The organism is Hanamia caeni (assembly GCF_003721595.1).
GTDB classification, from domain to species: domain Bacteria; phylum Bacteroidota; class Bacteroidia; order Chitinophagales; family Chitinophagaceae; genus Ginsengibacter; species Ginsengibacter caeni.
The window spans coordinates 430,787-453,349 of record NZ_RJJR01000001.1 but is presented as its reverse complement, the minus strand read 5'-3'; the positions used below and the strand labels follow the sequence as shown (position 1 = coordinate 453,349).

Sequence of the window (22,563 nt, the reverse complement as noted above, 5' to 3'; positions counted from 1 at the left end):
TTTTTTTAATGTAATCCCACCAAATTATTTTCGTACTCCAAACAACTTAAATGCATTCTAACCTACTTATATTTTTACTTGCATTAATCGCTTCAGTTTCTGTCGGACCATTATATGGCCAGGATAGCGGATTAATTTTTGGCAATGCCAGGGATAAATATACACAGGCACCCGCAGCAGGCGCCAGTATTGTAATTGAGGGCAGCAACGAGAGTGCTGTAGCGGATAGCAATGGCAATTACAAACTGGAGACCACCGTGGGCGTAAAAAATATAACCATTACCTTTTCAGGATATGCACCGCAAACCAAGTACAACATTGTAGTAAGTTCCGGAAATGCGCAAATCGTAAATTTTGAACTCGAACCCAAAGCTACCAGTTTGAAAGGTATCGTGATTAACCTTGATAAAAATAAATCGGCAAGGGCAGCGGATATGATCACACCCATGTCCACCCAAAAACTTACCTCGGAAGAAATTAAAAGCAACCCGGGTGGTAACTTTGATGTTTCAAAAGTGATACAGGTATTGCCCGGAGTTGCGGGAGGCGCGCAGGCCAATCGAAACGACATTATTGTTCGTGGCGGTGCACCAAATGAAAATGTCTATTACCTGGATGGGATTGAAATTCCGGTGTTGAATCATTTTCAGACACAGGGAGCTTCCGGCGGCGCTACCGGCATCCTGAACGTATCTTTTATTGATGAGGTTCAGCTCACTTCCTCGGCCTTTGATGCGCGCTATGATAACGCACTCTCTTCTACTTTTGTAATCAAACAGAGGCAAGGCAACCCGGAAAAGTTGAGTGGCAATATCCGCCTGGGCGCTTCGGAAGTAGCGGCTACGTTAGAAGGCCCTTTAGATAGCCAGACCACTTTTCTCGCTTCAGCGCGAAGATCCTATCTCCAGTACCTTTTCCAGGCATTAGACCTGCCTATCCGTCCTCAATACTGGGATTTCCAGTTTAAAGTGAGCAGGAATATCGATAAAAAAACAACACTCAATATCATTGGCATAGGCGCCATCGACAAATTCAGGCTGGCTGTGCCACGAAAATCCAGCCCGGAGAATGAATACATTTTAAGATCGAACCCTGCTATTGATCAATGGACCTATACTGTTGGCGCGTCTCTGAAACGATTGATCAGCCATGGCTATATTAATGTGGCGCTGAGCCGGAATATGTTTAACAACCGCGCCAACCAGTTTGAAGATAATAATACACGCAGTGTGCAAACCCTCAACCTTAATTCTGATGAAATAGAAAACAAACTACGCATCGATGTAAACAAGTACGTCAACGGCTGGAGATTTTCTTATGGCGCGGATGTGCAATTCGTAAAGTACAACAGCGACCTCTTTAACCGGGTGAGTAATGAAATAAAAGATGCGAATGGCAATGTAGTGTCGCCGGCGGTAACGGTTGACCTTAACACTGAAATTTCTTTTTTTAAATACGGTGCTTTTGCCCAGCTTTCCAAACGTTTTTTAGATAACAAATTATTACTCTCCGGTGGTGTGCGTACTGATATGAATTCGTTCACTAAAAACGGGAATAATCCTCTCAAAACGCTTTCGCCACGATTGTCTTTTTCTTATAAATTATTGCCGGAATGGGATCTTACCGGCTCTATTGGATCTTATTATAAAATACCTGTTTATACCAATTTAGGCTTCAGAAATAATAATGGCGAACTGGTCAATCAAAATATGGATTACATCCGAAGTGACCATTATGCTTTGGGTTTCCAGTTCATTCCCAGGAATGATTTCCGCCTTACCCTTGAAGGGTTTTATAAAAAGTACTCGCATTACCCTACCTCTGTTCGTACCGGGATTTCATTGGCCAATCAGGGAGCAGATTTTACAGCAGTGGGTAACGAAGCAGTATTGTCAAACGGAAAGGGGACTACTTATGGAGTAGAATTTTTTATGCAGCAAAAATTAATCAAAAACACTTTTTATGCCCTGAGTACCACTCTGTACAAAAGCGAATTTGCCGGGGCCGATGGAAAGCTATTACCCTCTTCGTGGGATTACGGCTACCTGGTGTCTGCTACGTTAGGACAAAAATTCAAAAGAAATTGGGAACTTGGAATTAAGTACCGCCTGGCAGGAGGCGCCCCTTATACGCCCTTTGATTTGGTAGCTTCCAGGGCCAATTACATCACTACCGGTGTAGGCACCCTGGATTATAGTGCCATCAATTCATTGCGGTTAAAACCTTTTCAGCAGGTAGATTTACGGGTAGATAAAACCTACAATTACAAACATACCAGCCTCAATCTTTATATTGATTTTCAAAATCTGCTGGTCTTTAAAACCGAAGGCACGCCACGATATACGTTTAAACGTAATGCAGATAATTCAGGCTTTGAAACGACTGATGGTAATCCGTTGCAAACAGATGGCAGCAATGCCATACCTATTATTTTACCAGACGATAATACTTCATTGCTACCTACCATTGGTTTTATCTTTGAGTTTTAGCATTTGGACTGCTTCGTCCCTCGCTATGATCATAGTGAATAAAGAAATAAGACAATTTTCTGTTTTAAAAATCCAGTCCAGGCCGGAATCGCGATAGCTATCGGGATCAGTAAACGAACAAAAAGCTGATATTTCTATTCTTTAATTATTCCCATCCTGTGTAACTCAATCTTTTAATTTCAGAAATTTCCGACGCAACTTTTAAAGAGATTTAATTAAGTTTGACCAAATTCTTTTCTACGCTACATAATGCATTGCTTGTAAATCTGTAATCATAAATATTGAGAATATATTTTAATAACGAAAAATGATGAAATCCAAATTGTACTGCTTGTTATCTTTTAGCTTGCTGTTTTTGTTTTCCTGTAATGAAAGCCACAAAAAAAATACTGTTCAGGTTGACAGAACCAAACTGACCGAAGATCAAAAGCGATTGCCGGAGAATGCAGTGAGCGCTCTGAAAGTGGCCGATGGCCTGGAGGCGGCCCTGTTTGCAAGCGAGCCCATGCTTTCCAATCCTGCTAATATGGATATAGATGCAAGAGGCCGTGTTTGGATTACTGAAGCCTACAATTACCGGATCAACCTTCATCCTGACCATCCGGTGAGAGCTGCCGGCGACCGCATTCTTATTCTTGAAGATAGGAATGGAGATGGCGTAGCCGATACGAGTAAAGTTTTTTACCAGGACACTTCTATCAATGCGGCTCTGGGTATTTGCGTGTTGGGAAATAAAGTGATCGTATCAGTAAGCCCAAATGTGTATATTCTCACAGATACGAATGGAGATGATAAAGCAGATAAGAAAGAAATTCTCTTCAAGGGCATTGGAGGCATCCAGCATGATCATGCTATTCATGCTTTTACTTTTGGCCCCGACGGCAAGCTTTATTTTAATTTCGGAAACGAGGGCGACAGTATTGAAGATCGCAATGGCAAGGTGATCACAGATAAAGCGGGCAACCCTGTGGATGTAAACGATAAGCCGTACCGGCAGGGAATGATCTTTCGTTGTGACCTTGATGGAAGCAATTTTGAAGTATTGGGTAATAATTTCAGAAACCCTTATGAAGTTGCCGTCGACGCTTTTGGAAATTTGTGGCAATCGGATAATGATGATGATGGCAACAGGGGCGTGCGTATTAATTATATTTTGGAATATGGTAATTATGGATATACGGATGAGATGACCGGAGATGGATGGAGAACACGAAGGGTGAATATGGAAGACTCTATTCCTTTGCAGCATTGGCATCTAAACGATCCTGGGGTAGTACCCAATTTATTGCAAACCGGTTCCGGTTCTCCCACAGGAATTTTGGTAAATGAAGGCAAGCTTCTCCCCGATGAATTTTACGGACAGGTGATACATGCTGATGCGGGGAAAAATATCGTCCGTTCTTACCCGGTAGAAAAAGAGGGAGCGGGTTATTCGGCAAAGATTATTAATATAGTGGAAAGTGTGGATGACAGTTGGTTTCGCCCTTCGGATATCTGTATGGCGCCGGACGGCTCTTTGTTCATTGCCGACTGGTACGATCCCGGCGTAGGCGGCCATGAAGTGGGCGACCTCAACAGGGGCCGGGTGTTCCGTGTAGCTCCGGATGTTTCAAAATATAAAATTCCCACCTTTTCTGTTGACAATACAAAGGATGCCATCAAAGCTTTGGAAAATCCAAATTTAGCAACGCGTTATCTTGCCTGGCAGAAACTGCATGAACAGGGCGCTGCAGCAGAAAAAGATTTGGCGGATGTTTTCAACAATTCTAACAATACCCGGTACCGGGCAAGAGCGCTTTGGCTGTTGTCCAAACTGCCGGTCAAAGGAGCCGAATATATAAATAAAGCCGAAAAAGATAAAGATGAAAATATCAGGGTAACGGCATTTAAAGCAGCGCGGCAAATTGATATGGATGTGATTCCACTGGTGAAAGAGGCGGTAAATGATTCGTCCGCACAGGTACGCAGGGAAGCTTTTACGGCATTAAGACACAATACCTCTCCGGAAGCCCCGGCACTGTGGGCTGCGCTTGCGCAAAAATATGACGGCAAAGACAGGTGGTACCTGGAAGCAGCGGGGATAAGCGCTGACGGGCAATGGGATAATTATTTTGCAGCGTGGAAAACGCTGGTGGGAGACAACTGGAATACGCCCGCAGGTAGAGACATCGTCTGGAGATCAAGAGCCAGCGCTGCTTTACCGATGCTGGCAACTATTATCAGGGATGATAAAATTGATCTTTCGAAAAACCTGAAATTCTTCCGCGCGTTTGATTTTCAGACAGATTCTTCCAAACAAAAAATTCTTCTGTCTTTGCTAAATTCAGGTCCCGAAAAAGAGAATGGACCGAATGAAAACGTAAGAAGAATATATACTTTACTCCAGTTGGATGCTTCTAAACTGGTGGTAACTCCTTCCATAAAACAAATGATTGAGGCCAGCCTTGACGCAACGAAAGGCAGTGCGCAATTTCTCGATTTGCTGTCAAAGTACAACATCAAAAACAGAAATCCTGAATTGTTGGAAATGGCTTTGAAAAATCCAGATGAAGACATTAAAACGAGATCTTTAAACTTGTTAATAAAGAACGGTGGCGCCGGTGCCATAAAATCGGCCATCCATTCTGATACTGCATCAGCAATGATCCTCTTAACTTCATTAGGAAGGGTGAACGATGAGAAGGCCAAAACTCTTCTTCAATCTGTGTTGATGGATAAAAAACTGGACCTTGCCGTAAGGCAAAAAGCCACGGGCGCCTTTGCCAATGGCTACCAGGGCCAGGAAAAATTAATGAACCTGGTATCTTCTAAAAAGCTTCCGCAGGAACTTGATACCACCGCAGAAAAAATTTTACTTCATGCATGGCGAAGCGATATCAATAGAAGAGCCGTGGCTTTTTATCATAAAGGAGAAAACGACAACAATAACTTACCACCTGTTGCCACTTTAGTGAAAATGAATGGTGATAAAGTTCATGGACAATTGATATTTTCTAATACCTGCATGTCGTGTCACCAGGTAAATAATAAAGGAATTAATTTCGGCCCCGACTTATCAGAGATCGGTGCCAAGTTTGCCAAGGATGGGCTGTATGCCAATATTTTAAACCCGGATGCCGGTATCGCTTTTGGATATGATGGCTACCTGGTCACCACAAAAGACGGGAACACGCAACTGGGATATGTTACCAGTGAAACAAAGGAAGATCTGTCTTTAAAAATGTCGGGCGGTGTGGTTGCTAAAATTAAGAAAAGTGATATCGTTTCTAAAAAGAAATATGACCATTCATTAATGCCAACCGGGTTGCTCGCCTCAATGAAACAACAGGACGCCGTTGACCTCGTTGAATATCTTTCAACGCTTAAAAAGAAAGAATAGCCAAAGCTTGAGCTAAATACAAAAAACCGCTATTTATTCGTCTACTGACAGGCACATTCGTTTGCCGGAATTTCGCTGGTTATAAAGTGTGGGGCTGGCACCTTTAAAACGTTGCCAGCCCCCAAATAACAGCGATGAAAAACAACCTTCATTATTACTTTTCATCAAGTGACGCTCCAACCTCGCCTGTAATGATTTCTCCGCCCCGCTTGTAATTGCCTATAAAAACTCCCCTGGTTGTCACATGGCTTTCCGTCAATGTAAATGCTGCCGGCAGAGCATCATTTTCAAACAGCTTTTTTCCTTCACCAAGGATCAACGGGTAAATCTTGAGCCGTAGCTCATCTGCCAGGTCATGCTTAAGCAACAGGTGTATAAGCTGGCTACTGCCCCAAACCTGTATGTCGCCACCTTCAGAGTTCTTAAGCTTTTGGATATCTTCCAGACTTTTGAGGAAAACGGTATTTCGCCAATCGGATTTTTCCCTGGTTTGCGACAAAACGTATTTGGTGCCCTCATTAATGCCGGGCCAAAAGTCAGCATGCTGGGGCCAGTAGGATTCAAAAATCTCAAATGTTTTTCTACCCAAAATATAATCTGCTGGTTTCAGCTCCTCCTGCATTAATTTTCCGGAAAGCTCGTCACCATAAGATGCTGTCCAGCCGCCATATTTAAAACCTCCTGATGTATCTTCTTCAGGCCCGCCTGGTGCTTGCATTACTCCGTCTAAGGAGATCATTGATAAGACAATAATTTTTCGCATGTTATTTAATTTATAGTATAATTGAAAATGGTTGCTTTGTTGACAGGAGGATGATTACTTTAAAAAATCATTCAAATAGTCTAATATAGTTTTCGTCTGCATCATCAGGCTGACATGTGCCTGCGAAGGCACAATGGCCAGGTGCGACTTTGGCATCGGCGCCATATCAGCAGCAATACCCCCTCCCAATAATTGATAGGTTTTTGCCAACTCAACTTTATCCAGCCCGTCATTGTCGCCGGATATGATGAGTACCGGCGCAGCAATTTTCGCAATATTTGAGTCGCCGACATCGAATGGCTCTTTGGCGAAAGCAAACATCTGCGCTAAGAACTTCCTCCATTTTGTTTTATCGGGTGCTACGGCGTCGTAAGCCGTTTTTAGGGGTGTGTTATCAAAAAATTCTGGTTTAAAATCTTTAAATGCACCGTTCACTACAGGTAGCCAACCACTACTTTTATAGGTAGAAGAAATGATCGCCAATTTTCGTAACCGTTTCGGACTTTGTACGGCAAACTGGTAAGCCACAGAGCCGCCCATACTATATCCCACTACATCGACACTATCAATTTTCAGGTAGTCTATCACGCCTTCTACATCGCTTGCCAAAGTAGTGATCGACAATTTTCTATCTGAAAACGGCGTATGCCCATGTCCCTGCATTTCAATGGCAATTACTTTCCTGGTTTTAGATAACTCAGGAATCAATTGTCCCCAGTTCATCTCAATGGTATAAAAAGCACCATGCAATAAAACGATGGGCCTGCCCTCGCCATACACTTCGTAATAAACTTTAATGCCGTTGACAGGCGCGTAGCCACTTTCTGAAGGTTTATTAGGTTGAGCTTTCGACTGAAATACGGTGAAAAAAAGAATAGCCATTATCAATGCCGGCTTTGGAATATTATATATGTTACCTGCTCTTTTCATAAAACGTTATTAAATTATTTTGAATTTATTGACCATGCAAAGATGGAAGGCATTTAACGATTTTACGCAGTGTAAAAACGTCAACTTAGAGGGTGATTACGCCAAACTGTTTCTCTGTAAATTCTGATTCTTCAAAAAGACAAATCCGAAACTCCTGAATAATTCGGTATTAGATCCAGATTTCTTTTAGGGTAATATGCAATAACAGCACGCGTCGCCGTTATCTTTGCCGGTCTGTGCACCACAGAGCCGCAGCACGAACTATGAGGAGAGCTGATTATCTTGCGCATCCCAAAAAATTACCTGAATGCATAGTACACTTCCTTTTTTACTGGCCATGATAGCGGCCATTGTGCTTTTGGAAATGTGGGCCCGGAAATTAAAAATTGCCTATCCCATTTTGTTGGTGGTGGCCGGGCTATTGATCAGTTTTATACCCGGGCTGCCAATGGTAAAAATTAATCCTGATCTCATCTTCTTTATCTTCCTGCCGCCATTGTTATTTGAAGCCTCCTGGTCAGTGTCTTTTAAGGAGATGAAAAAATGGTGGCGCATTATCGGCAGCTTTGCCTTCCTGGTAGTTTTTTTTACGGCATTTTCTGTGGCCATCATCACTAATTATTTCATTCCCGGCTTTTCTATAGCGCTCGGTTTTTTGCTTGGCGGCATTGTTTCTCCGCCCGATGCGGTAAGTACCAGCGCCATCACCAGCTTTGTAAAAATTCCCAAATCTTTCTCGGCCATCCTGCAGGGAGAAAGCCTGATGAATGATGCCTCTTCGCTCATTATTTTTCGCTTTGCGGTGATAGCGGTCGGCACGGGGCAATTTATCTGGCATGAGGCGGCCACGACCTTTTTGTGGATGGTAATTGGCGGCGCGGGCATTGGCTTACTGCTGGGCTGGATCTTTGTGAAGTTCCAGAAGCTATTGCCAACCGATGCCCCGTCAGACATTGCGCTCACGCTGATTGAGCCTTATTTTATGTATTGGATCGCCGAGGAGTTACATTGCTCCGGCGTATTAGCCGTGGTGGCCGGCGGGCTGTACATGTCTGTAAAAAGACTTGTTTTTCTCAACAGCACCAGCCGCGTGCGGGGCTATAGCGTGTGGGAAAGTTTTATATTTATATTGAACGGCATAGTGTTCCTGGTGATTGGCCTGGAGCTTCCTGAAATTGTGCAGGGCCTCCGCGTCAAAGGCATACCACTTTCCACGGCGATTGGCTATGGCGTAATGGTGACGGTGGTGTTGATCGTTGCGCGCATCATTAGCTCGTATGTGGCCATGTTAGCTACTATCATCTTTCGGCCCAATGTGGCGCCCAGCGGTGCGTCCTCTAACAGAACAAGGTTAACGATGCCACTCTTATTGGGCTGGACAGGTATGCGCGGGGTGGTATCGCTGGCGGCCGCGCTGGCCATTCCTGCGGTCATGGCTAATGGCGCCGACTTTCCATTTCGCAACCTTATTTTGTTCATCACTTTTGTGGTGATCCTGCTGACGTTGGTGGTGCAGGGCTTAACGCTGCCCTATATTTTAAAACGTGGTAAATTCTTTACCGCGTTCCTGGAAGAGCCGGAAGAAGAAACGAGGCAACGGATTAAACACGGCCTGAGGGAAACAAATTACCGGTTTCTCAAAGATAAATTTGATCATGAACACGACCCGGGCCTGCAGAAATTGCTGAAAATATGGGAGGCTAAAATCGAAACCACCGGCCAGGAAGGGATGAATGAAAAGACGAAAACCATACTTATAGAAATGCTCGATCATCAGCGCCGGTACCTGTCGGAGCTCAACAAAGATCCTTCCATCACCGAAGAACTCATACGTACACAATTATACCAGATAGACCTGGAAGAAGAGCGGCTGAAAGCAATTTAGTGACCGGATAACAAAGAAGCTGATGCGGCGTCTTTCAAAAATCCACAAGAGAAAATCGAAAATAAATTCCGGTTATTTGTCCGTTTACTGCTTGTGGTGCTGATGTTGGCGTCCAGCCAATATTACTGCTATTTTTCTTCCGCTCTCTTAGCAGGAACGCATGCGCCAACTTTCAGAACGCTCCGGAAGCCTGACGTTTTCTTTATGAACAGCTAGATTATTCAGAGGTAATGAAAACATAATCTATCAGAAGTTAAGTATGAAACGTAATGCAGTAAATTGCGGACTGATAAAAAATGCGCAGCGTTTTTTTAATAAAAAGAATTATATGAAATACGGACTTTTAATAGATATGGATGGGGTAATATATAGCGGCGAAACGCTAATAGAAGGTGCGGATAAATTTATCGGCTACCTGCTTAAGCAAAAAATACCTTTCACTTTCATGACCAACAACAGCCAGCGTACAAGGCTTGAGTCGGTACGTAAATTAAAAGGATTTGGCATTGAGGTTACGGAAGACCATGTGTATACCAGCGCTATGGCAACCGGTAAATTTTTAGGTGACCAGGGTAAAAACGGAACAGCTTATGTGCTGGGCGAAGGCGGCTTATTAACCAGCCTGCATGAAAACGGCATCACCCTTGTGAATACAGATCCTGAATTTGTAGTGCTTGGCGAAGGCAGAAATTTTACTTTGGAAATGGTTCAACGCGCTGTTGATATGATCCTTGCAGGAGCAAAATTTATTACTACGAACAGAGACCCATCTCCCAAAAAGCCGGGATGGAACAACCTGGGAATTGCCGCCACCACCGCGATGATAGAAGAAGCTACGGGCAGAAAAGCATTTGTAACCGGCAAGCCAAGCCCGGTAATGATGCGCTCTGCGAGGAAATACCTGGGATTGGAAACTGCAGAAACAACAGTGATAGGAGATACAATGGAAACTGATATAGAAGGTGGTATCCAGATGGGTTATAAAACAATTTTAGTACTGTCAGGCATTGCAAAAAAGGAAGACATCAGCCATTACGCATTCAAGCCCGACCTGGTGGTGAGCACGGTGGAACAAATTCAGTTTCCATTGAAGTGGTGGTAAAATGTTCTGTTGTTTTATATTAAAATTCTCTATTCAGGTCGGGGCGCACTCTCCAAAAAAATCCGGCTGGGTCGCCAAGTTCTGAATCATCACTCGTTAAAATGTTTTTAAATTCATACAGCCAGCAAGAACTACTGTAAATAGCCTTTTTTTACGCCTGGCAGACCATTTCAGGAAAAACAATAGATAACCTTTCGCGAAAAATGGCGCCCGTGCGCTAGACAGGCAAAGCCCGCACCACTAAAGAATAAAAAAGTTTATTCTCCATCTCTCAAAAAGATTTCTTTGCTATCATCACACCAAATAACACCGCAACAGCGTCCTGTAAAGAATTTTCCATATCCTTCTGCACCCATATAGTGAAAGGCTTTTTTCTGAATTTTACCGCACCTACGTGATGCCCTTCTGCATTTACAAGTACAGCATCGGCTTTAAATGATGCACGTTCAAGAAATAATGAATCTTTTTCTGAAGTTAAAAATCCCTCTGGTGCGGAAAAAATGCTGAATGGAAGTCCACCGTTTCCGAAATTTTTTAAGCTAAACTTCCAGGCTGTTGCAAGGTTGTTTCGTTTTATAGTTCCGTTAATAGTGCTTTCAGAACTTAATACTTCATTTTCCTCTTCATGGTTTTTGCTCATTACTTTTCCCAGGAAGGTTTGTCTTTTTTCTTTTGATTCATTTGTAACAACAAATAAAGCCGCCGTTGAATTTTCATCTGTTCCCATTTGTAATTTGTAAACCCGGCTTTTCTTAATGGTCATGTATTTACTTTGGTCGAATCCACCTGAACCAGAAAATTCTACATAAGCGCTGTCTTTCCTCTTTTGTTTTAGCTTGCCTGAATCCAGCTTTGAAAGATTCATTGTAAAAACCCAGGCAGAACCAGGCTGCGAAAGCCTGAGCATTCCATTTTTATAGACAACGTTCCATTTTTCGCATTTGGCCATCATCAAAGAATCTTCAAACGATTGAGAAAGAGTTTTTCCGATAAACATATTTAGCAGAAAAAGGTAAATGACGAAAATCAGTATTTTCCTTTTCATAATCTTATTTTTAAAACGCGTATGCAAGATACCAGCCACTGTAGCAGCATGTGCTAATGAACCTTTACTAACTTTTGTTCCCAATTGGCTGAGGACGTTTGGAGCCTGCTTATGTAAGTACCTGCAGGTAATTTGCTGCCATCGAAATGGATTTGTTGCACAATTCCCTTTTGTACATATCCATTAAAAACAGTAGCTACCATTTTACCGTTCATATCATACAGCCTGATGCTTGCCGTGCCTGATTCCTGTGTCTTAAACGAGAAAGTAACAGAATTGGTAAAAGGATTGGGGAACGCGCCCTGGAATTCAGTATTTTTAGAAGCAAATGCAGATTTGGGATTTAATGTTGCCTCTTCTTCTGCAAACGGAACTGAATGTTTTTCATCGCATGCGCCCAATGTGCCTCCCTGTGCAATGAGCCTTGAAGCGGCATTGCGTGGCATGCATAAATTTTTGCCATGAAAGCAAATAGTAACCTTTTCATTCTTTTTATTTTCACAGATGAAATCAGGAACGGCATTGTATAAAGCTTTTGCAATGGCATAAATATCTGCTCCATGATAGTTGGTTAATATTACCAGCGTTAGCTTTTTATCAGGCTGATAAAACATAACGGAACGATAACCAGGCGCATTTCCATCATGGCCGTAAAAATCATAAACGCCACTTATTTTTTTTGAAAGAAAGAGGCCGTAGCCAAGCCTGTCGCCATCTTCATCGGGGTTAGGAGCTATGGATTGTAACATGGTATTGAGAATTTTGTTGCCTGTGGCCTTACCGCTAAAGAGATCGGAACTCCATTCTGCAACGTCTTTTACATCTGATACAATAGCGCCCCCTGTAAAGCCAAGCGAGGCAATGGCCGTATAAGGAAACGTGGAAATATTCGTATAGGCATCAGGGAAAGTGGGCTGGCCTGTTTGCAAAAAAACAGGATTGAAAGCGCTGATATTGTCGTGCGGCGCTGCTAAAATTTTGTTATTTGGATTGGGTTCTCTTACATCAAAGTACATTGACTTAAGGCCTAATGGATTGAAAAAGCGATCCCGGTAAAAATCCTCCACCTTTTTGCCGGTAGCTGTTTCTATGATAGCGCCAAGCAATACATAGTTGGTACTGGAATATTTACGCACCGCTCCCACCGGGTTGATTTGGTGAACGAATGAAAGCATTTCATAAGGCGTCCATACATGTGTTGGTTGAGCAGCTACCGCAATCTGTAAATTAATTTCATCTGTAAAATCGCTATAGCCGCTTTCATGAGCGAGTAATTGCCTTATCGTAACATGACTGTCTAAGCCCGGATTTATTGCATTGACCGGAATGTATTTGCTAATGAGGTCATCCAATTTAAAAGCGCCTCCATTAGCAAGTTCCAGAACCAAAGGCGAAGTGAATGTTTTGGTGATACTATAAATACGCGACAACGTATTTACTGTAAATGGAGTACCACCTGCAACAACATTATTGTTTTCTTCTACATTACGAGCGGCATAGCCGGTAGCGCCTTCCCAATCTGCAAGGCCATCTACTTTTATTTCTGCAGACATGCCGCCAATAAAGGGATTGGCAGGATTATTTTGAAAACTGTCAATTACCGATTGGAGCCTTCTTTGCACACTGCCTGAAAACCCCTCGCCATTTTTAAATTGTGGAAATCTTCTCAGATAATCCTCTTTTGTCTGTGCCGGCGAAGCATGTGATGTTAAGAGAATCATTAACATCATTACAAGTTTAATTGATTTCATAATGAATATAATTGGTTTAAAATGATGGTAATCTATTGTAAGGTGAGCGCAACCAACTCATCAACGAAGCTTTTGAAAACATCTTTAAGCCCGCTCTCAGCATCGGTTCCATAATTAACAAAGAAAATATGCGTTACTCCCTTTTGAGGAAAATAAAATAGATTGGCTGAGTAGCCCAGGTCGCGGCCTTTGTGGCCAATTCCGTAATCCCCATTTGGCTGGATGTATGATTTTTGCAAACCATATCCGTAAAAATTAGTGTCATCCTTCTTGCCATAGGTTTGCATAATGGCAAGTGACTTTTGGCTTATCAATGTTTGTTGAATGAACAATGCCTTTTCAAAGGTAAACAGGTCAAATACATTGCTGTAGATTCCGCCATAGCCATTGCCGCTTCCTGTCACCAGGTTGGAAACATTTACAATGGTATGGTTATTATACAAATCAAAATATCCCTGCGCCACCGTATTGGGCAAAACATCATGCGGCTGATAATAGGTATTGGCAAGATGCAATGGATTTAAAATATACTGTTTCAAAAGGTCGCTATGGTTTTTATGCGTTGCGGCTTCAATCACCATAATGACCAAAACAGTATTGGTGTTGGAGTAAATAGCAGTATCACCTGGATTAAAAACGGGCGGCTTGTTATAAATAAATTTAAGTAGTTCTTCCGGCTTCCATATTTTGTTTGGATTGTTTAAAACGGCAAGGTAAAAAGCATCCTGCTCTATCACATCAGGTACGCCGGTTTCATGTTTCAGGCAATCGCCGAGGGTAATTTTATTTCCATTGGGAACCTTACCAGTAACAGACGATGGCAGCCAGTTATTAATTTTTGTATAAAGTGCATTGTATCCAATTCCTGTATGTGCAGAGTCTTCTATCAGTTTAAAAACCAGGACACCCATAAAAAGCTTAGTGATGCTGGCAACTTTAGAAACCTGTCCAACAGTAAAAGGAATGTTTTTTTCTATATCGGCTTTGCCAATTGAACCTACCCATGTACCGTTAGCATCGTTCACCAAAAGTGATATCCCTGGTAAACCTTTGTCGTGATACTTCTCTAGCAACGCCGAAAAGGCTGCGTTCTTTGGATGCAGGGCACTTGAATCACTCCAGGGAACGTCAATGTTTGATAGATGAGTTGGTTGTACCTGCGCTTTTTTGCAGGAGACAGAGACAAGAGCCACGCAAATAAAAAGTATATAATTTTTCATGTCTTTTTATTTTTTAAGTGATTGCAAAGGAACAGTGGCTCCAATGAGCAGTATGTTGTAGGGAAGTATGGGAACATAAGCTTTTACGAATGGTGTTTGCAATAATTGCTGATAAGTTATAAATATTTTCAAAGGCCTTGCACTCAGGGGATGCGGGATATATCCTATGCTAAAATTTAACACGGCCATTGCCTGCGCCCTTCCGATTCCTTTATCATCTTTATATTCTCCGTTATTATCGAGTTTAAGTTTTGCTGTTGCAGGAATCGAATGCAGGTAACCGGCTCCTATGGCTGACTGGGCCATCCAATGTTTCGAAAATTTATACCGGTACCCAACGTCCGTGTATAATGGAAGTGCATGTTGCACATACCTGTGATACAGCCATCCGAACTTAATTTCCTGGTACCAGTCGTGTTTGTTTTTTGTTTTCCAGTTGAAACCATAACCTATTTCAACACCCGGCTGTGCGATGCTTGTGGCTAGACTGCTGAATTGTGAGAAGGGATAGGCACTTGCGGCATTTACGAAGGCAATGCTTATTTCTTTTTGTTTTTGAGCTGGGGCCGATGTTGTAACAAGCAGAAGCAGAAAAAAGCCATATTTATTTTTCATGGTGAAAAGGTTTATTTTTTACACGTGTTTTTGTAAAACAAACCGATGATAAACCAGCGAACCGTTTTCATTAGGTTAGCCGGCGGAGTCTACAATAATTTTGCTATCAACTTGCTGGTTTTTTTGTATATTTTTTCAATTAAAATTTTACCAATCCGGGTTTTAAATCTTTTAAAGCCCTTGTAATCTTTTTTCTTGATTTATGAAATTTTTTTTAGTTACGGGTCTTCGGTCCAAAAGCAATGGTTGCAATATTCTTCAATTCACCACCCTTAGTTGAATTCTCTCCCCATGCGCCGATGCGTTGCATTCCTTTCTCTTGTGAATACAAAAACGTTTATAGGGCCGTTAGTTGCTTCATTCAGTCGCCCGGGCGCTTTTGCTGCTTCAACATGAGTTTCGTAAATAGCCCTTGCATACTTTGTAAAAGGGTGTGCTTTTGTTAGCCGTGTTACCAGCAAAATCATGGAGGAAAAAATAATCGTTTTCATAACGCTTTGTTTTACGATGTAAAGTTCAATTGCGTCTTTCCTGTTACCTAATTGATATTGTCTAAAAGCGGAATTAAATTTTGCGGTTTTAGCAAATGGAGTTGGAATTCTTTTTAGATTTTATATTTTCTGCAAACCGGGGGTGATATCTGTTGCAAAAATATCTTTTTTCATAATAACATATTATAAAAAAGTGACAACTTTGTATCAGGAAGTGAATATAATGTAGGGACAGGTCGCGGCCTGTCCCTACTTAAAAATAGTTATATTTAATAAATAATTGATACATCGTGAATGCAGCCGAATTACAAATCGATTTCTTACAACAGATACGCGGCCGTTTACCATCACACCTGTCACTGGTGGATGCTATTGCAGAACAGTTGAACCTGAGTATTGACAGCGCTTACAGGCGCATAAGAGGTGAGAAACATTTGACATTTGATGAAATACAAATTCTCGCATCACACTATAAAATTTCCTTAGACAGCTTCCTGCACCTGCAAAACGATTCCTTAATTTTCTGGGGTAAAAATATTGACCGCCATACATTTGATTTTGAAAACTACCTGCAAGGCATCGTGCGCCAGTTGGAATATTTTATTCCTTCAAAAGAGAAACAAATGCTTTACCTGAATAAGGACATCCCCATCTTTCACCATTTTATGTTTCCTGAACTGGCTGCATTTAAATGTTATTTCTGGAGCCGTTACGACCTCGATTATCCGAAGTACAATAAAAACCAGTTTTTAATTGAGGATTACATTGATATTTTCAACAACACGGGCAAAAGAATTTCGGAGTTATACCTGCAAATTCCTTCTGTTGAAATATGGAATGTTGATTGCATCAATACCACGATAAGGCAAATAGCGTACTACACGGAAACAAGAATTTTTAAATCGCAGCAGGATATCGAGACAGTTTATGATTGTCTTGAAAAATTAGTTGACCATATAGAAACCCAGGTAGAACATGGTTATAAATTTCCCCCCGGCAAACCGGAACCGGAAAACAAAGTAAAATATAGCGTTTATATTAATGATTTCATCTTAGGAGATAATACCATCGCTGTTGAGCTGGATGGAGAAAAAATGGTTTTCCTGAATCACAACGTTATCAATTATATAATGACCAATAACAAAGAATTTATTAATTATACCTTTGAAACACTTAAAATTTTGCTTAGAAAATCAATGCTTATAAGTGAAATCAGCGAAAGAGACCGGCAGTTATTTTTTCATAACTTACGGGAACGCATACACGAAAAGAGAAAAACAACTAACAGATAGTAAAACATCCTCACTTCTTAATCTGCCATTTCCATCCTAAAAGCCTGTATCTTAGGCTCCGGCTCAGGAGAAAGAGAGAACCAAATTTTAATATTCCCTTTTTCTCCTTTTACTATAAAATAGCCGCGTAGCTGGTTGGTGGCAACTACATCAGAGACGGATAGAATTTCCCCTGCCTTTTTAAACGCTTCCCCGGATTGTTTTTGCAAGTCGGCGATAAAGTAATCATCAAAAAAGTTGTCCGCAAATATTCGCGATTGCTTCGCATTGTTCCAGGACGGAAGCAATGACATAATTTGTTGCTTTCTTTTCTCCAGGATTGGGGAGGCCGGTAAAACGCGTGGTTCCAGCTCCGCCCAATTTAACAGAGAATCGATGGCGGCGGTCAAAACCGCTCCCATAGGCGCATAGGTGAGGTTGCCGAAAACGACGAAACCGAAACCATAATCGGGCAGGATGCGCCATTGGCTGCCAAATCCCGGCAAGCCACCACTGTGTGTAATCGTTCTTACGCCGTCACAATCCAGGTATTCATGCAATCCATAGCAGTACGAATCAATGATATCACAATCCTTGCCTTTTGCATTTTTTTCACCCGTCCACACACGCGAGAAATTCCATGCATGCTGCATTTCCCTTAACGAGCTTCTTTTTATGGGGCCATTATCTGCACCGTCATGAGGCCATGAAGAAAGATGGAACGCCATGTATTTTGCAAAATCTCCGATGGTGGTAATCAATCCGCCCATCGCTCCAAACGACCCGCTGTGTAATAACGGCTGTGCTACGAATTTCCCATCTACATAGCGATAGCCAATTGCCAACTGGTTAGCAGGAACATCATCATAATCCCACCACGTGTGCGTCATTCCAAGGGGCTTTAAAATATTTTGGGTGATGTAATCCTGGTAGGTTTTGCCGGAGACCTTTTTGATGATCAATCCTAAAGATGCAAATCCCAGGTTACTGTATTCATAGCCAGTACCGGGCGTTGTAGAAAAAGAAATTCCATCTGCATACAGGCTATCCAACCAGGCATCACTCCTACCCAATTGCCTGTCGCCCCAGGGATTATCTTCCGGGAGCCCGGCATTATGAGTCAGCAAATGGCGAATCGTAACCAGCGGAGCATCCGTGGTAACGGTTTTCATGCCTTTTGCTTCAGGAATATATTTTTCAATTGGGTCATCAAGCGATAGTTTTCCTTCATCTCTCAATTTCAAAATCGCCATTGCGGTAAAACTTTTGGTCATAGAGGCAATGTGGTAATCAGATAACGGTGAAGCGGCGATATTTTTCTCAAAATTGATGGTGCCTGAATAAAAAGAATGAACAAGCCGGCCATCCACCACCAATCCATAAGAGATGGAGGGAAAATGTTTCTCTGCGGCATATTGCTGAAACAGTGAATCAAGCCTTGCATAGGTGGCAGCAATCTTCGCGCTCCGGTTTTTATCAGCGAAAAATGGCGGCCTGTAGGATTGTGCTATTGCGGTTGAAAAAACAATAGTGAAAAACAGCGTCGTGATTATTCTAGGGATGTCGACATTGGTTTTGTATTTTCTCCTCATGCAGTAAAAATAAGGATTTGCAGAATCCGGTTCATGAGAAGTAGGAGATGGTTCCAAAAAACAGGGCAGCTTAAATTCTTGCACTGTCTTCACAAAATAAAATCTGCTTTATTTCCTGCTTTACTGTAGAGAAGCAAGGAGAGTTGTGCCAGAGCGGAGATGTACAAGAGGGAGGCATTACCACTAAGACACAAAGAAAAACTTCGTTTTTTATTTTCAAAGGAAAAAAGTTCTTCGTGTTTTTGTGCCTTCGTGGTACACCTAATATGTTCAAAATACAGATGGCGGTCAAGATCCGTTGATGTGTACAATGACTGAAACTGAAAGACGAAAAAGTCACCAGGCTGGATGAATACATAAGAAAAATGCATTAACGAAAGGTGGATCTTAATGGATTCCAGTAAACGAAGAAATAAGCCAGGTTTTTATTTTATGCGATTGGGTTCATAATTGCATCACGGTCTGTTGATTCAATTTGGCTCCACTTTATAAACGGAGCAGGCGCATCGCTGTAAACATTTAATTGTAGTTCATACCAACCGACGGTATGCCAGCGATTAAATTTATACCCAATATTTTTATAATCGGCGATCTTACTGAAACCCATCTTTTGATGAAAAATGACACTTTTTTCATTGGGCAAAGTAATACCTGCATAAAGGTTTCTGCAACCCTGGTATTTTAAAATCTGAAATAATTTTTGATAAAGCTTCGTAGCAATTCCTTGTTGCCGGAAACTCTCATTCACATAAACGGAACTTTCAAGAGACCATTGATACGCAGCTCTGTCGCGGTGTTTGGATGCATAAGCGTATCCCGCAATAAAACCACCTGATTCATAAACCAGCCACGGGCAAGATTCCTGGTTCCCCATTATTCTTCGCGTAAAATCTTCGACTGTGGGAACCTCCGTTTCGAAGCTTACGGCCGTGTTTGCAATGTATGGAGCATAAATATCAAGAATAGAAGAAGCATCAGAAGACAGGGCACATCTTATTTTGTTCACAAAAAATTTTATTTAAGAAGATAAAATTATCATTTTCTGTCTTTTCTTTTTACAAATAACTCAACCACCATTTTTCTTTGTGATGGGTTTTATAATTATCATACCATTTACACAATGGAAACAGGGCTATCACTATCGCGATCCAAATGATATAGGTTACCAAAAGGTTGTAACCGTCCTTTGCAGCCAAAAAATAAAAAGGCATACCGCCGCTGATAGTGGTTGCTTGTGCAAAGGAATGCCCTTTGATGAAAACAAAAGCTGCAGACACAATATGAATCGCATAAAGGTGAATGACATAGTAAAAGAATGGAACTCTGCCGTAAATTTTTATTGCCGCGGTAAAACCATTTTTTATTTTTTCAAAAAGTGACAGCAACAGGAAAGCCGGCCCGATCGTAACGCACATATACAATAAGGATGGAGGATATTTTTGAACGTTAATAAATGACAGGAGTGTAAACAAGCCATTCTTCTGAATGTGCCACGGCTCGGGATTTCCATAACCGTTGATAAAACGAATTGCGATAAACAAAACAATTAAACCAATGCCAATACGGTTCAGTATCTTTCTTCTTTGCTCAACAGTAAATTTTTGCGAAAAGAATACACCGGTGCAATAGCCCAGCATCATCAAGCCCACCCAGGGTACGAATGGATAAATGATTAGCAATACATGAGACTGACTGATCGGGTATGCCGCGAAAAAACCATGATGCAGCAGGTTCCACCAAAAACCAGCCTCAAATCCCGGGGCTGATTCCGGGATGTCCAGCAGGTTGTGTCCAAACACAATGATGAATCCAATTACCAAAATAACTTTGAAAGGCAAGCGTACCAGCAGGCCCAGTAAGACCATACTGATACCGATGGCCCATATCACCTGGAAGATAATGACATTATAATGCGGATTAAATGTCCATGCAAATGAGATAACAACAATCTCTATCAATATTAGCCAAAGGCCGCGCTTTATCAAAAAAGTTTGCAGTACTTTTTTTGTTTTACGCAAGCTTTGTAAATAAATGGACGTGCCGGAAAGGAATACAAAAACCGGTGCGCAAAAATGAGTAATCCACCTGGTGAAAAACAGCAAAGGAGTTGTGGTGGCCAGGTCGAGCGGGTCTGCGGACGGATGGAAATAATCCCTTACATGATCAAGCGCCATGATAACCATTACCAGCCCCCTGAGCACATCGATGGATTCTATCCTTCTTGTTTTTGAAGTTAATATGGGTTGCATGAAGTTGTGTTTTGGAATTATGTCCTTTATTTATTGGTATTCCATTGATGAAAGCTGGTATTGCTGAAGGATATATTGGCAGATCAAAGCTAACGTTAGTTTCTTTTAATCTTTCTGTTTTCTTTTAAAATTGTTTTCGTTATTTCAGCACTTTCTTTGCATCGGGATTGCCGGTTACCGAGTCATTCACATCTGCATAATCCAATCCAGCGAAGGTTTTATTGCCTGCAATAGGTAAGCGTCAATTCTTTTAAACGCCCTTTTTTAATTGCCCTTTTTGCGAGATAGTTAAAAAAAGGTTCAGCAATTTTTTGAATTCCTGTCATTTTAGAATTATTCAGGAAAACGAATAATGCAAGGTCTGGTAACTTTTTAGGAGCCCCTGATGTGCTTGCTAATCCATCCTTTGCAAGTCCTTTTGATATTAACAGCGAATTTTCAAAATTTAGATTGCCCGGGCTTACCGTTACTTTTAGCAGGCATTCGGTTTTTGAAATGTTGTGGAAGTAATGTTTTTCATAGGGCTTTATGGTTACAATTTCGCCTTGTCGTAGTTGATAAACCTGGCTGCTTTGTCCAACTTCCAACGCGCCTTCCAGCACTTCGAAGGTTTCTGAGAAAAGTGTGTGATAATGCCACGGCGTCTTTTCGTTCGGAGTTATGTTAAACTCAATTATACTTTTATTAGTAGTAGCTGCTGACTGAATTATTTTGGTAAAATTTTCGCGGTTATTATTCTGCTTCTTCTTATTTCTTAATAAAATCAATCCCAAAGAAAAGCATATAACAATTGCAGAAACATGAGGGATAGCCTGCGCCGGGCTGTTGTAGTCTTTACTTAAAACGATAAGCATATCCACAACGGGAACCATTGTGCCCAGCAATAAAAAGGTACCTAATGCTTTTATTTGTTTACTCAACACGAAAATGCAGATAAGCAAGCCCGAAAGTAAGTCGCGTATTCCTTTAATGTAATGAAAAGAGTAGTCACCATTTTCATTAAAATGTATGCCATAACTGATTTCTGCTGCTTCAGGCGCTATTAAAAATCTTGCGCCTATAAAAATTAATCCCAGCCCGGTCAAAAAAGCGATTGCAATAATGATGTTCTTTGTCATAGTTTAATATTTTTAAAAATTATGACACAAAACTCTATTGCCTAAACCCAAAATCTATGCACCCGGGTTAATAAATTATTTTGATGCTGAAAGTCTTTTACGAATACGGCTAAGCGATTGAGGCTTCACACCGACATACGATGCGATATAGTATTGAGAAATTCTTTGCTGCAGGTCAGGGTGTTCTCTCATGAATTTTTCATAGCGAAGTTCAGGTGTGTCGGTATAAAACGAGCCAAGATCTTGCAATGTATGTATAAAAACCTGTTCAATGATAAGCCTGCCAAACCGCTCCCCCAGTCGAACGGACTTATAAAACGTTTGTAAATCATCATAAGAGATATATAGAATATCGCAATCTTCCAATGCCTGGATATTTTTTGTTGAAGGAGTTTGAGGTATAAAGCTTTCATTGTTGCAGACAAACTCATTTTCCTGTGCAAAAGCGTATGTTTTGTCTTCTCCGTCATGATTGATGTAATAACGCATAAGTCCATTTACAATAAACCCTACCTGCTTGCAAATTTGGCCTTCGGCTAAAAAGAATTCTCCTTTTTTATAATTTTTTTCCGTCCATAAAGACCTTACGATGTCTTTCTCTTCCTGGTTTAGCCTTATTGTATTTTGTATGCTGTCAAGTAAGATATTTATCATGATAAGGTG

Annotated in this window: 17 protein-coding genes; 5 read left to right on the top strand and 12 right to left on the bottom strand. The window is 41.4% G+C overall.

Annotated elements, in window-relative coordinates; all coding sequences use genetic code 11:
• The first annotated feature begins 50 nt into the window (after window positions 1-50).
• A complete protein-coding gene (locus EFY79_RS02095; protein ID WP_123119000.1) occupies window positions 51-2,489 on the top strand; it encodes a TonB-dependent receptor in 2,439 nt (812 codons plus the stop codon).
• A gap of 307 nt (window positions 2,490-2,796) precedes the next feature.
• Entirely contained in the window at window positions 2,797-5,868 is a 3,072-nt protein-coding gene (locus tag EFY79_RS02090) for a PVC-type heme-binding CxxCH protein (protein ID WP_123118999.1), read from the top strand.
• 154 nt (window positions 5,869-6,022) lie between these two features.
• Here EFY79_RS02090 and EFY79_RS02085 read toward each other — a convergent pair whose 3' ends face one another.
• Window positions 6,023-6,631 carry a dihydrofolate reductase family protein gene (locus EFY79_RS02085; RefSeq protein ID WP_123118998.1) on the bottom strand — a complete coding sequence of 203 codons (609 nt, stop codon included), beginning with the start codon at window positions 6,629-6,631 and terminating at the stop codon, window positions 6,023-6,025.
• A gap of 54 nt (window positions 6,632-6,685) precedes the next feature.
• The gene (locus tag EFY79_RS02080; RefSeq protein WP_199727413.1) at window positions 6,686-7,561 is read right to left on the bottom strand and encodes an alpha/beta fold hydrolase; all 876 of its coding nucleotides are present in this window, start codon (window positions 7,559-7,561) and stop codon (window positions 6,686-6,688) included.
• 307 nt (window positions 7,562-7,868) lie between these two features.
• On the opposite strand from EFY79_RS02080, the gene EFY79_RS02075 reads away from it, so the two are divergent.
• Window positions 7,869-9,446, top strand: coding sequence for a Na+/H+ antiporter (locus tag EFY79_RS02075; RefSeq protein ID WP_123118997.1), 1,578 nt, complete (start codon window positions 7,869-7,871; stop codon window positions 9,444-9,446).
• 328 nt (window positions 9,447-9,774) lie between these two features.
• Window positions 9,775-10,548, top strand: coding sequence for an HAD-IIA family hydrolase (locus EFY79_RS02070; RefSeq protein WP_123119230.1), 774 nt, complete (start codon window positions 9,775-9,777; stop codon window positions 10,546-10,548).
• A 271-nt stretch (window positions 10,549-10,819) separates the two neighbouring features.
• On the opposite strand, the gene EFY79_RS02065 is transcribed toward EFY79_RS02070, so the two are convergent.
• From EFY79_RS02065 to EFY79_RS02045, 5 genes are all read right to left on the bottom strand, one after another.
• Window positions 10,820-11,593 carry a hypothetical protein gene (locus tag EFY79_RS02065; RefSeq protein ID WP_123118996.1) on the bottom strand — a complete coding sequence of 258 codons (774 nt, stop codon included), beginning with the start codon at window positions 11,591-11,593 and terminating at the stop codon, window positions 10,820-10,822.
• Window positions 11,594-11,646: 53 nt separating this feature from the next.
• Complete coding sequence (locus tag EFY79_RS02060; RefSeq protein ID WP_123118995.1) at window positions 11,647-13,344, bottom strand: serine hydrolase; 1,698 nt, start codon at window positions 13,342-13,344, stop codon at window positions 11,647-11,649.
• Between the two features lie 32 nt (window positions 13,345-13,376).
• Entirely contained in the window at window positions 13,377-14,564 is a 1,188-nt protein-coding gene (locus tag EFY79_RS02055) for a serine hydrolase domain-containing protein (RefSeq protein WP_123118994.1), read from the bottom strand.
• Window positions 14,565-14,570: 6 nt separating this feature from the next.
• Window positions 14,571-15,179, bottom strand: coding sequence for a hypothetical protein (locus EFY79_RS02050; protein WP_123118993.1), 609 nt, complete (start codon window positions 15,177-15,179; stop codon window positions 14,571-14,573).
• 272 nt (window positions 15,180-15,451) lie between these two features.
• A complete protein-coding gene (locus tag EFY79_RS02045) occupies window positions 15,452-15,670 on the bottom strand; it encodes a hypothetical protein (protein WP_123118992.1) in 219 nt (72 codons plus the stop codon).
• A 290-nt stretch (window positions 15,671-15,960) separates the two neighbouring features.
• Between EFY79_RS02045 and EFY79_RS02040 the strand changes: the two genes are divergently transcribed.
• Window positions 15,961-16,962 (top strand): hypothetical protein, encoded by a 1,002-nt coding sequence (locus EFY79_RS02040; RefSeq protein ID WP_123118991.1) that lies wholly within the window; start codon window positions 15,961-15,963, stop codon window positions 16,960-16,962.
• A 17-nt stretch (window positions 16,963-16,979) separates the two neighbouring features.
• Here the strand turns inward: EFY79_RS02040 and EFY79_RS02035 are convergent, their stop codons facing one another.
• The 5 genes from EFY79_RS02035 to EFY79_RS02015 all read right to left on the bottom strand — a co-directional run bounded on the left by EFY79_RS02035 (window position 16,980) and on the right by EFY79_RS02015 (window position 22,554).
• Window positions 16,980-18,626: a serine hydrolase domain-containing protein gene (locus EFY79_RS02035; RefSeq protein WP_199727412.1), complete on the bottom strand. Its 1,647-nt coding sequence runs from the start codon at window positions 18,624-18,626 to the stop codon at window positions 16,980-16,982.
• Window positions 18,627-18,963: 337 nt separating this feature from the next.
• Window positions 18,964-19,539 (bottom strand): GNAT family N-acetyltransferase, encoded by a 576-nt coding sequence (locus EFY79_RS02030; protein ID WP_123118990.1) that lies wholly within the window; start codon window positions 19,537-19,539, stop codon window positions 18,964-18,966.
• A gap of 49 nt (window positions 19,540-19,588) precedes the next feature.
• The gene (locus tag EFY79_RS02025; RefSeq protein ID WP_123118989.1) at window positions 19,589-20,782 is read right to left on the bottom strand and encodes a DUF1624 domain-containing protein; all 1,194 of its coding nucleotides are present in this window, start codon (window positions 20,780-20,782) and stop codon (window positions 19,589-19,591) included.
• A 218-nt stretch (window positions 20,783-21,000) separates the two neighbouring features.
• Window positions 21,001-21,900 carry a DUF4267 domain-containing protein gene (locus EFY79_RS21345; RefSeq protein WP_158605121.1) on the bottom strand — a complete coding sequence of 300 codons (900 nt, stop codon included), beginning with the start codon at window positions 21,898-21,900 and terminating at the stop codon, window positions 21,001-21,003.
• A 75-nt stretch (window positions 21,901-21,975) separates the two neighbouring features.
• The gene (locus tag EFY79_RS02015) at window positions 21,976-22,554 is read right to left on the bottom strand and encodes a Crp/Fnr family transcriptional regulator (RefSeq protein WP_233577903.1); all 579 of its coding nucleotides are present in this window, start codon (window positions 22,552-22,554) and stop codon (window positions 21,976-21,978) included.
• Between the last annotated feature and the right edge of the window lie 9 nt (window positions 22,555-22,563).

Coding starts and splice junctions, on each gene's coding strand:
- EFY79_RS02095 (WP_123119000.1), top strand. CDS start 51: ATGCATTCTAACCTACTTATATTTTTACTTGCATTAATCGCTTCAGTT.
- EFY79_RS02090 (WP_123118999.1), top strand. CDS start 2,797: ATGATGAAATCCAAATTGTACTGCTTGTTATCTTTTAGCTTGCTGTTT.
- EFY79_RS02085 (WP_123118998.1), bottom strand. CDS start 6,631: ATGCGAAAAATTATTGTCTTATCAATGATCTCCTTAGACGGAGTAATG.
- EFY79_RS02080 (WP_199727413.1), bottom strand. CDS start 7,561: ATGAAAAGAGCAGGTAACATATATAATATTCCAAAGCCGGCATTGATA.
- EFY79_RS02075 (WP_123118997.1), top strand. CDS start 7,869: ATGCATAGTACACTTCCTTTTTTACTGGCCATGATAGCGGCCATTGTG.
- EFY79_RS02070 (WP_123119230.1), top strand. CDS start 9,775: ATGAAATACGGACTTTTAATAGATATGGATGGGGTAATATATAGCGGC.
- EFY79_RS02065 (WP_123118996.1), bottom strand. CDS start 11,593: ATGAAAAGGAAAATACTGATTTTCGTCATTTACCTTTTTCTGCTAAAT.
- EFY79_RS02060 (WP_123118995.1), bottom strand. CDS start 13,344: ATGAAATCAATTAAACTTGTAATGATGTTAATGATTCTCTTAACATCA.
- EFY79_RS02055 (WP_123118994.1), bottom strand. CDS start 14,564: ATGAAAAATTATATACTTTTTATTTGCGTGGCTCTTGTCTCTGTCTCC.
- EFY79_RS02050 (WP_123118993.1), bottom strand. CDS start 15,179: ATGAAAAATAAATATGGCTTTTTTCTGCTTCTGCTTGTTACAACATCG.
- EFY79_RS02045 (WP_123118992.1), bottom strand. CDS start 15,670: ATGAAAACGATTATTTTTTCCTCCATGATTTTGCTGGTAACACGGCTA.
- EFY79_RS02025 (WP_123118989.1), bottom strand. CDS start 20,782: ATGCAACCCATATTAACTTCAAAAACAAGAAGGATAGAATCCATCGAT.
- EFY79_RS21345 (WP_158605121.1), bottom strand. CDS start 21,900: ATGACAAAGAACATCATTATTGCAATCGCTTTTTTGACCGGGCTGGGA.
- EFY79_RS02015 (WP_233577903.1), bottom strand. CDS start 22,554: ATGATAAATATCTTACTTGACAGCATACAAAATACAATAAGGCTAAAC.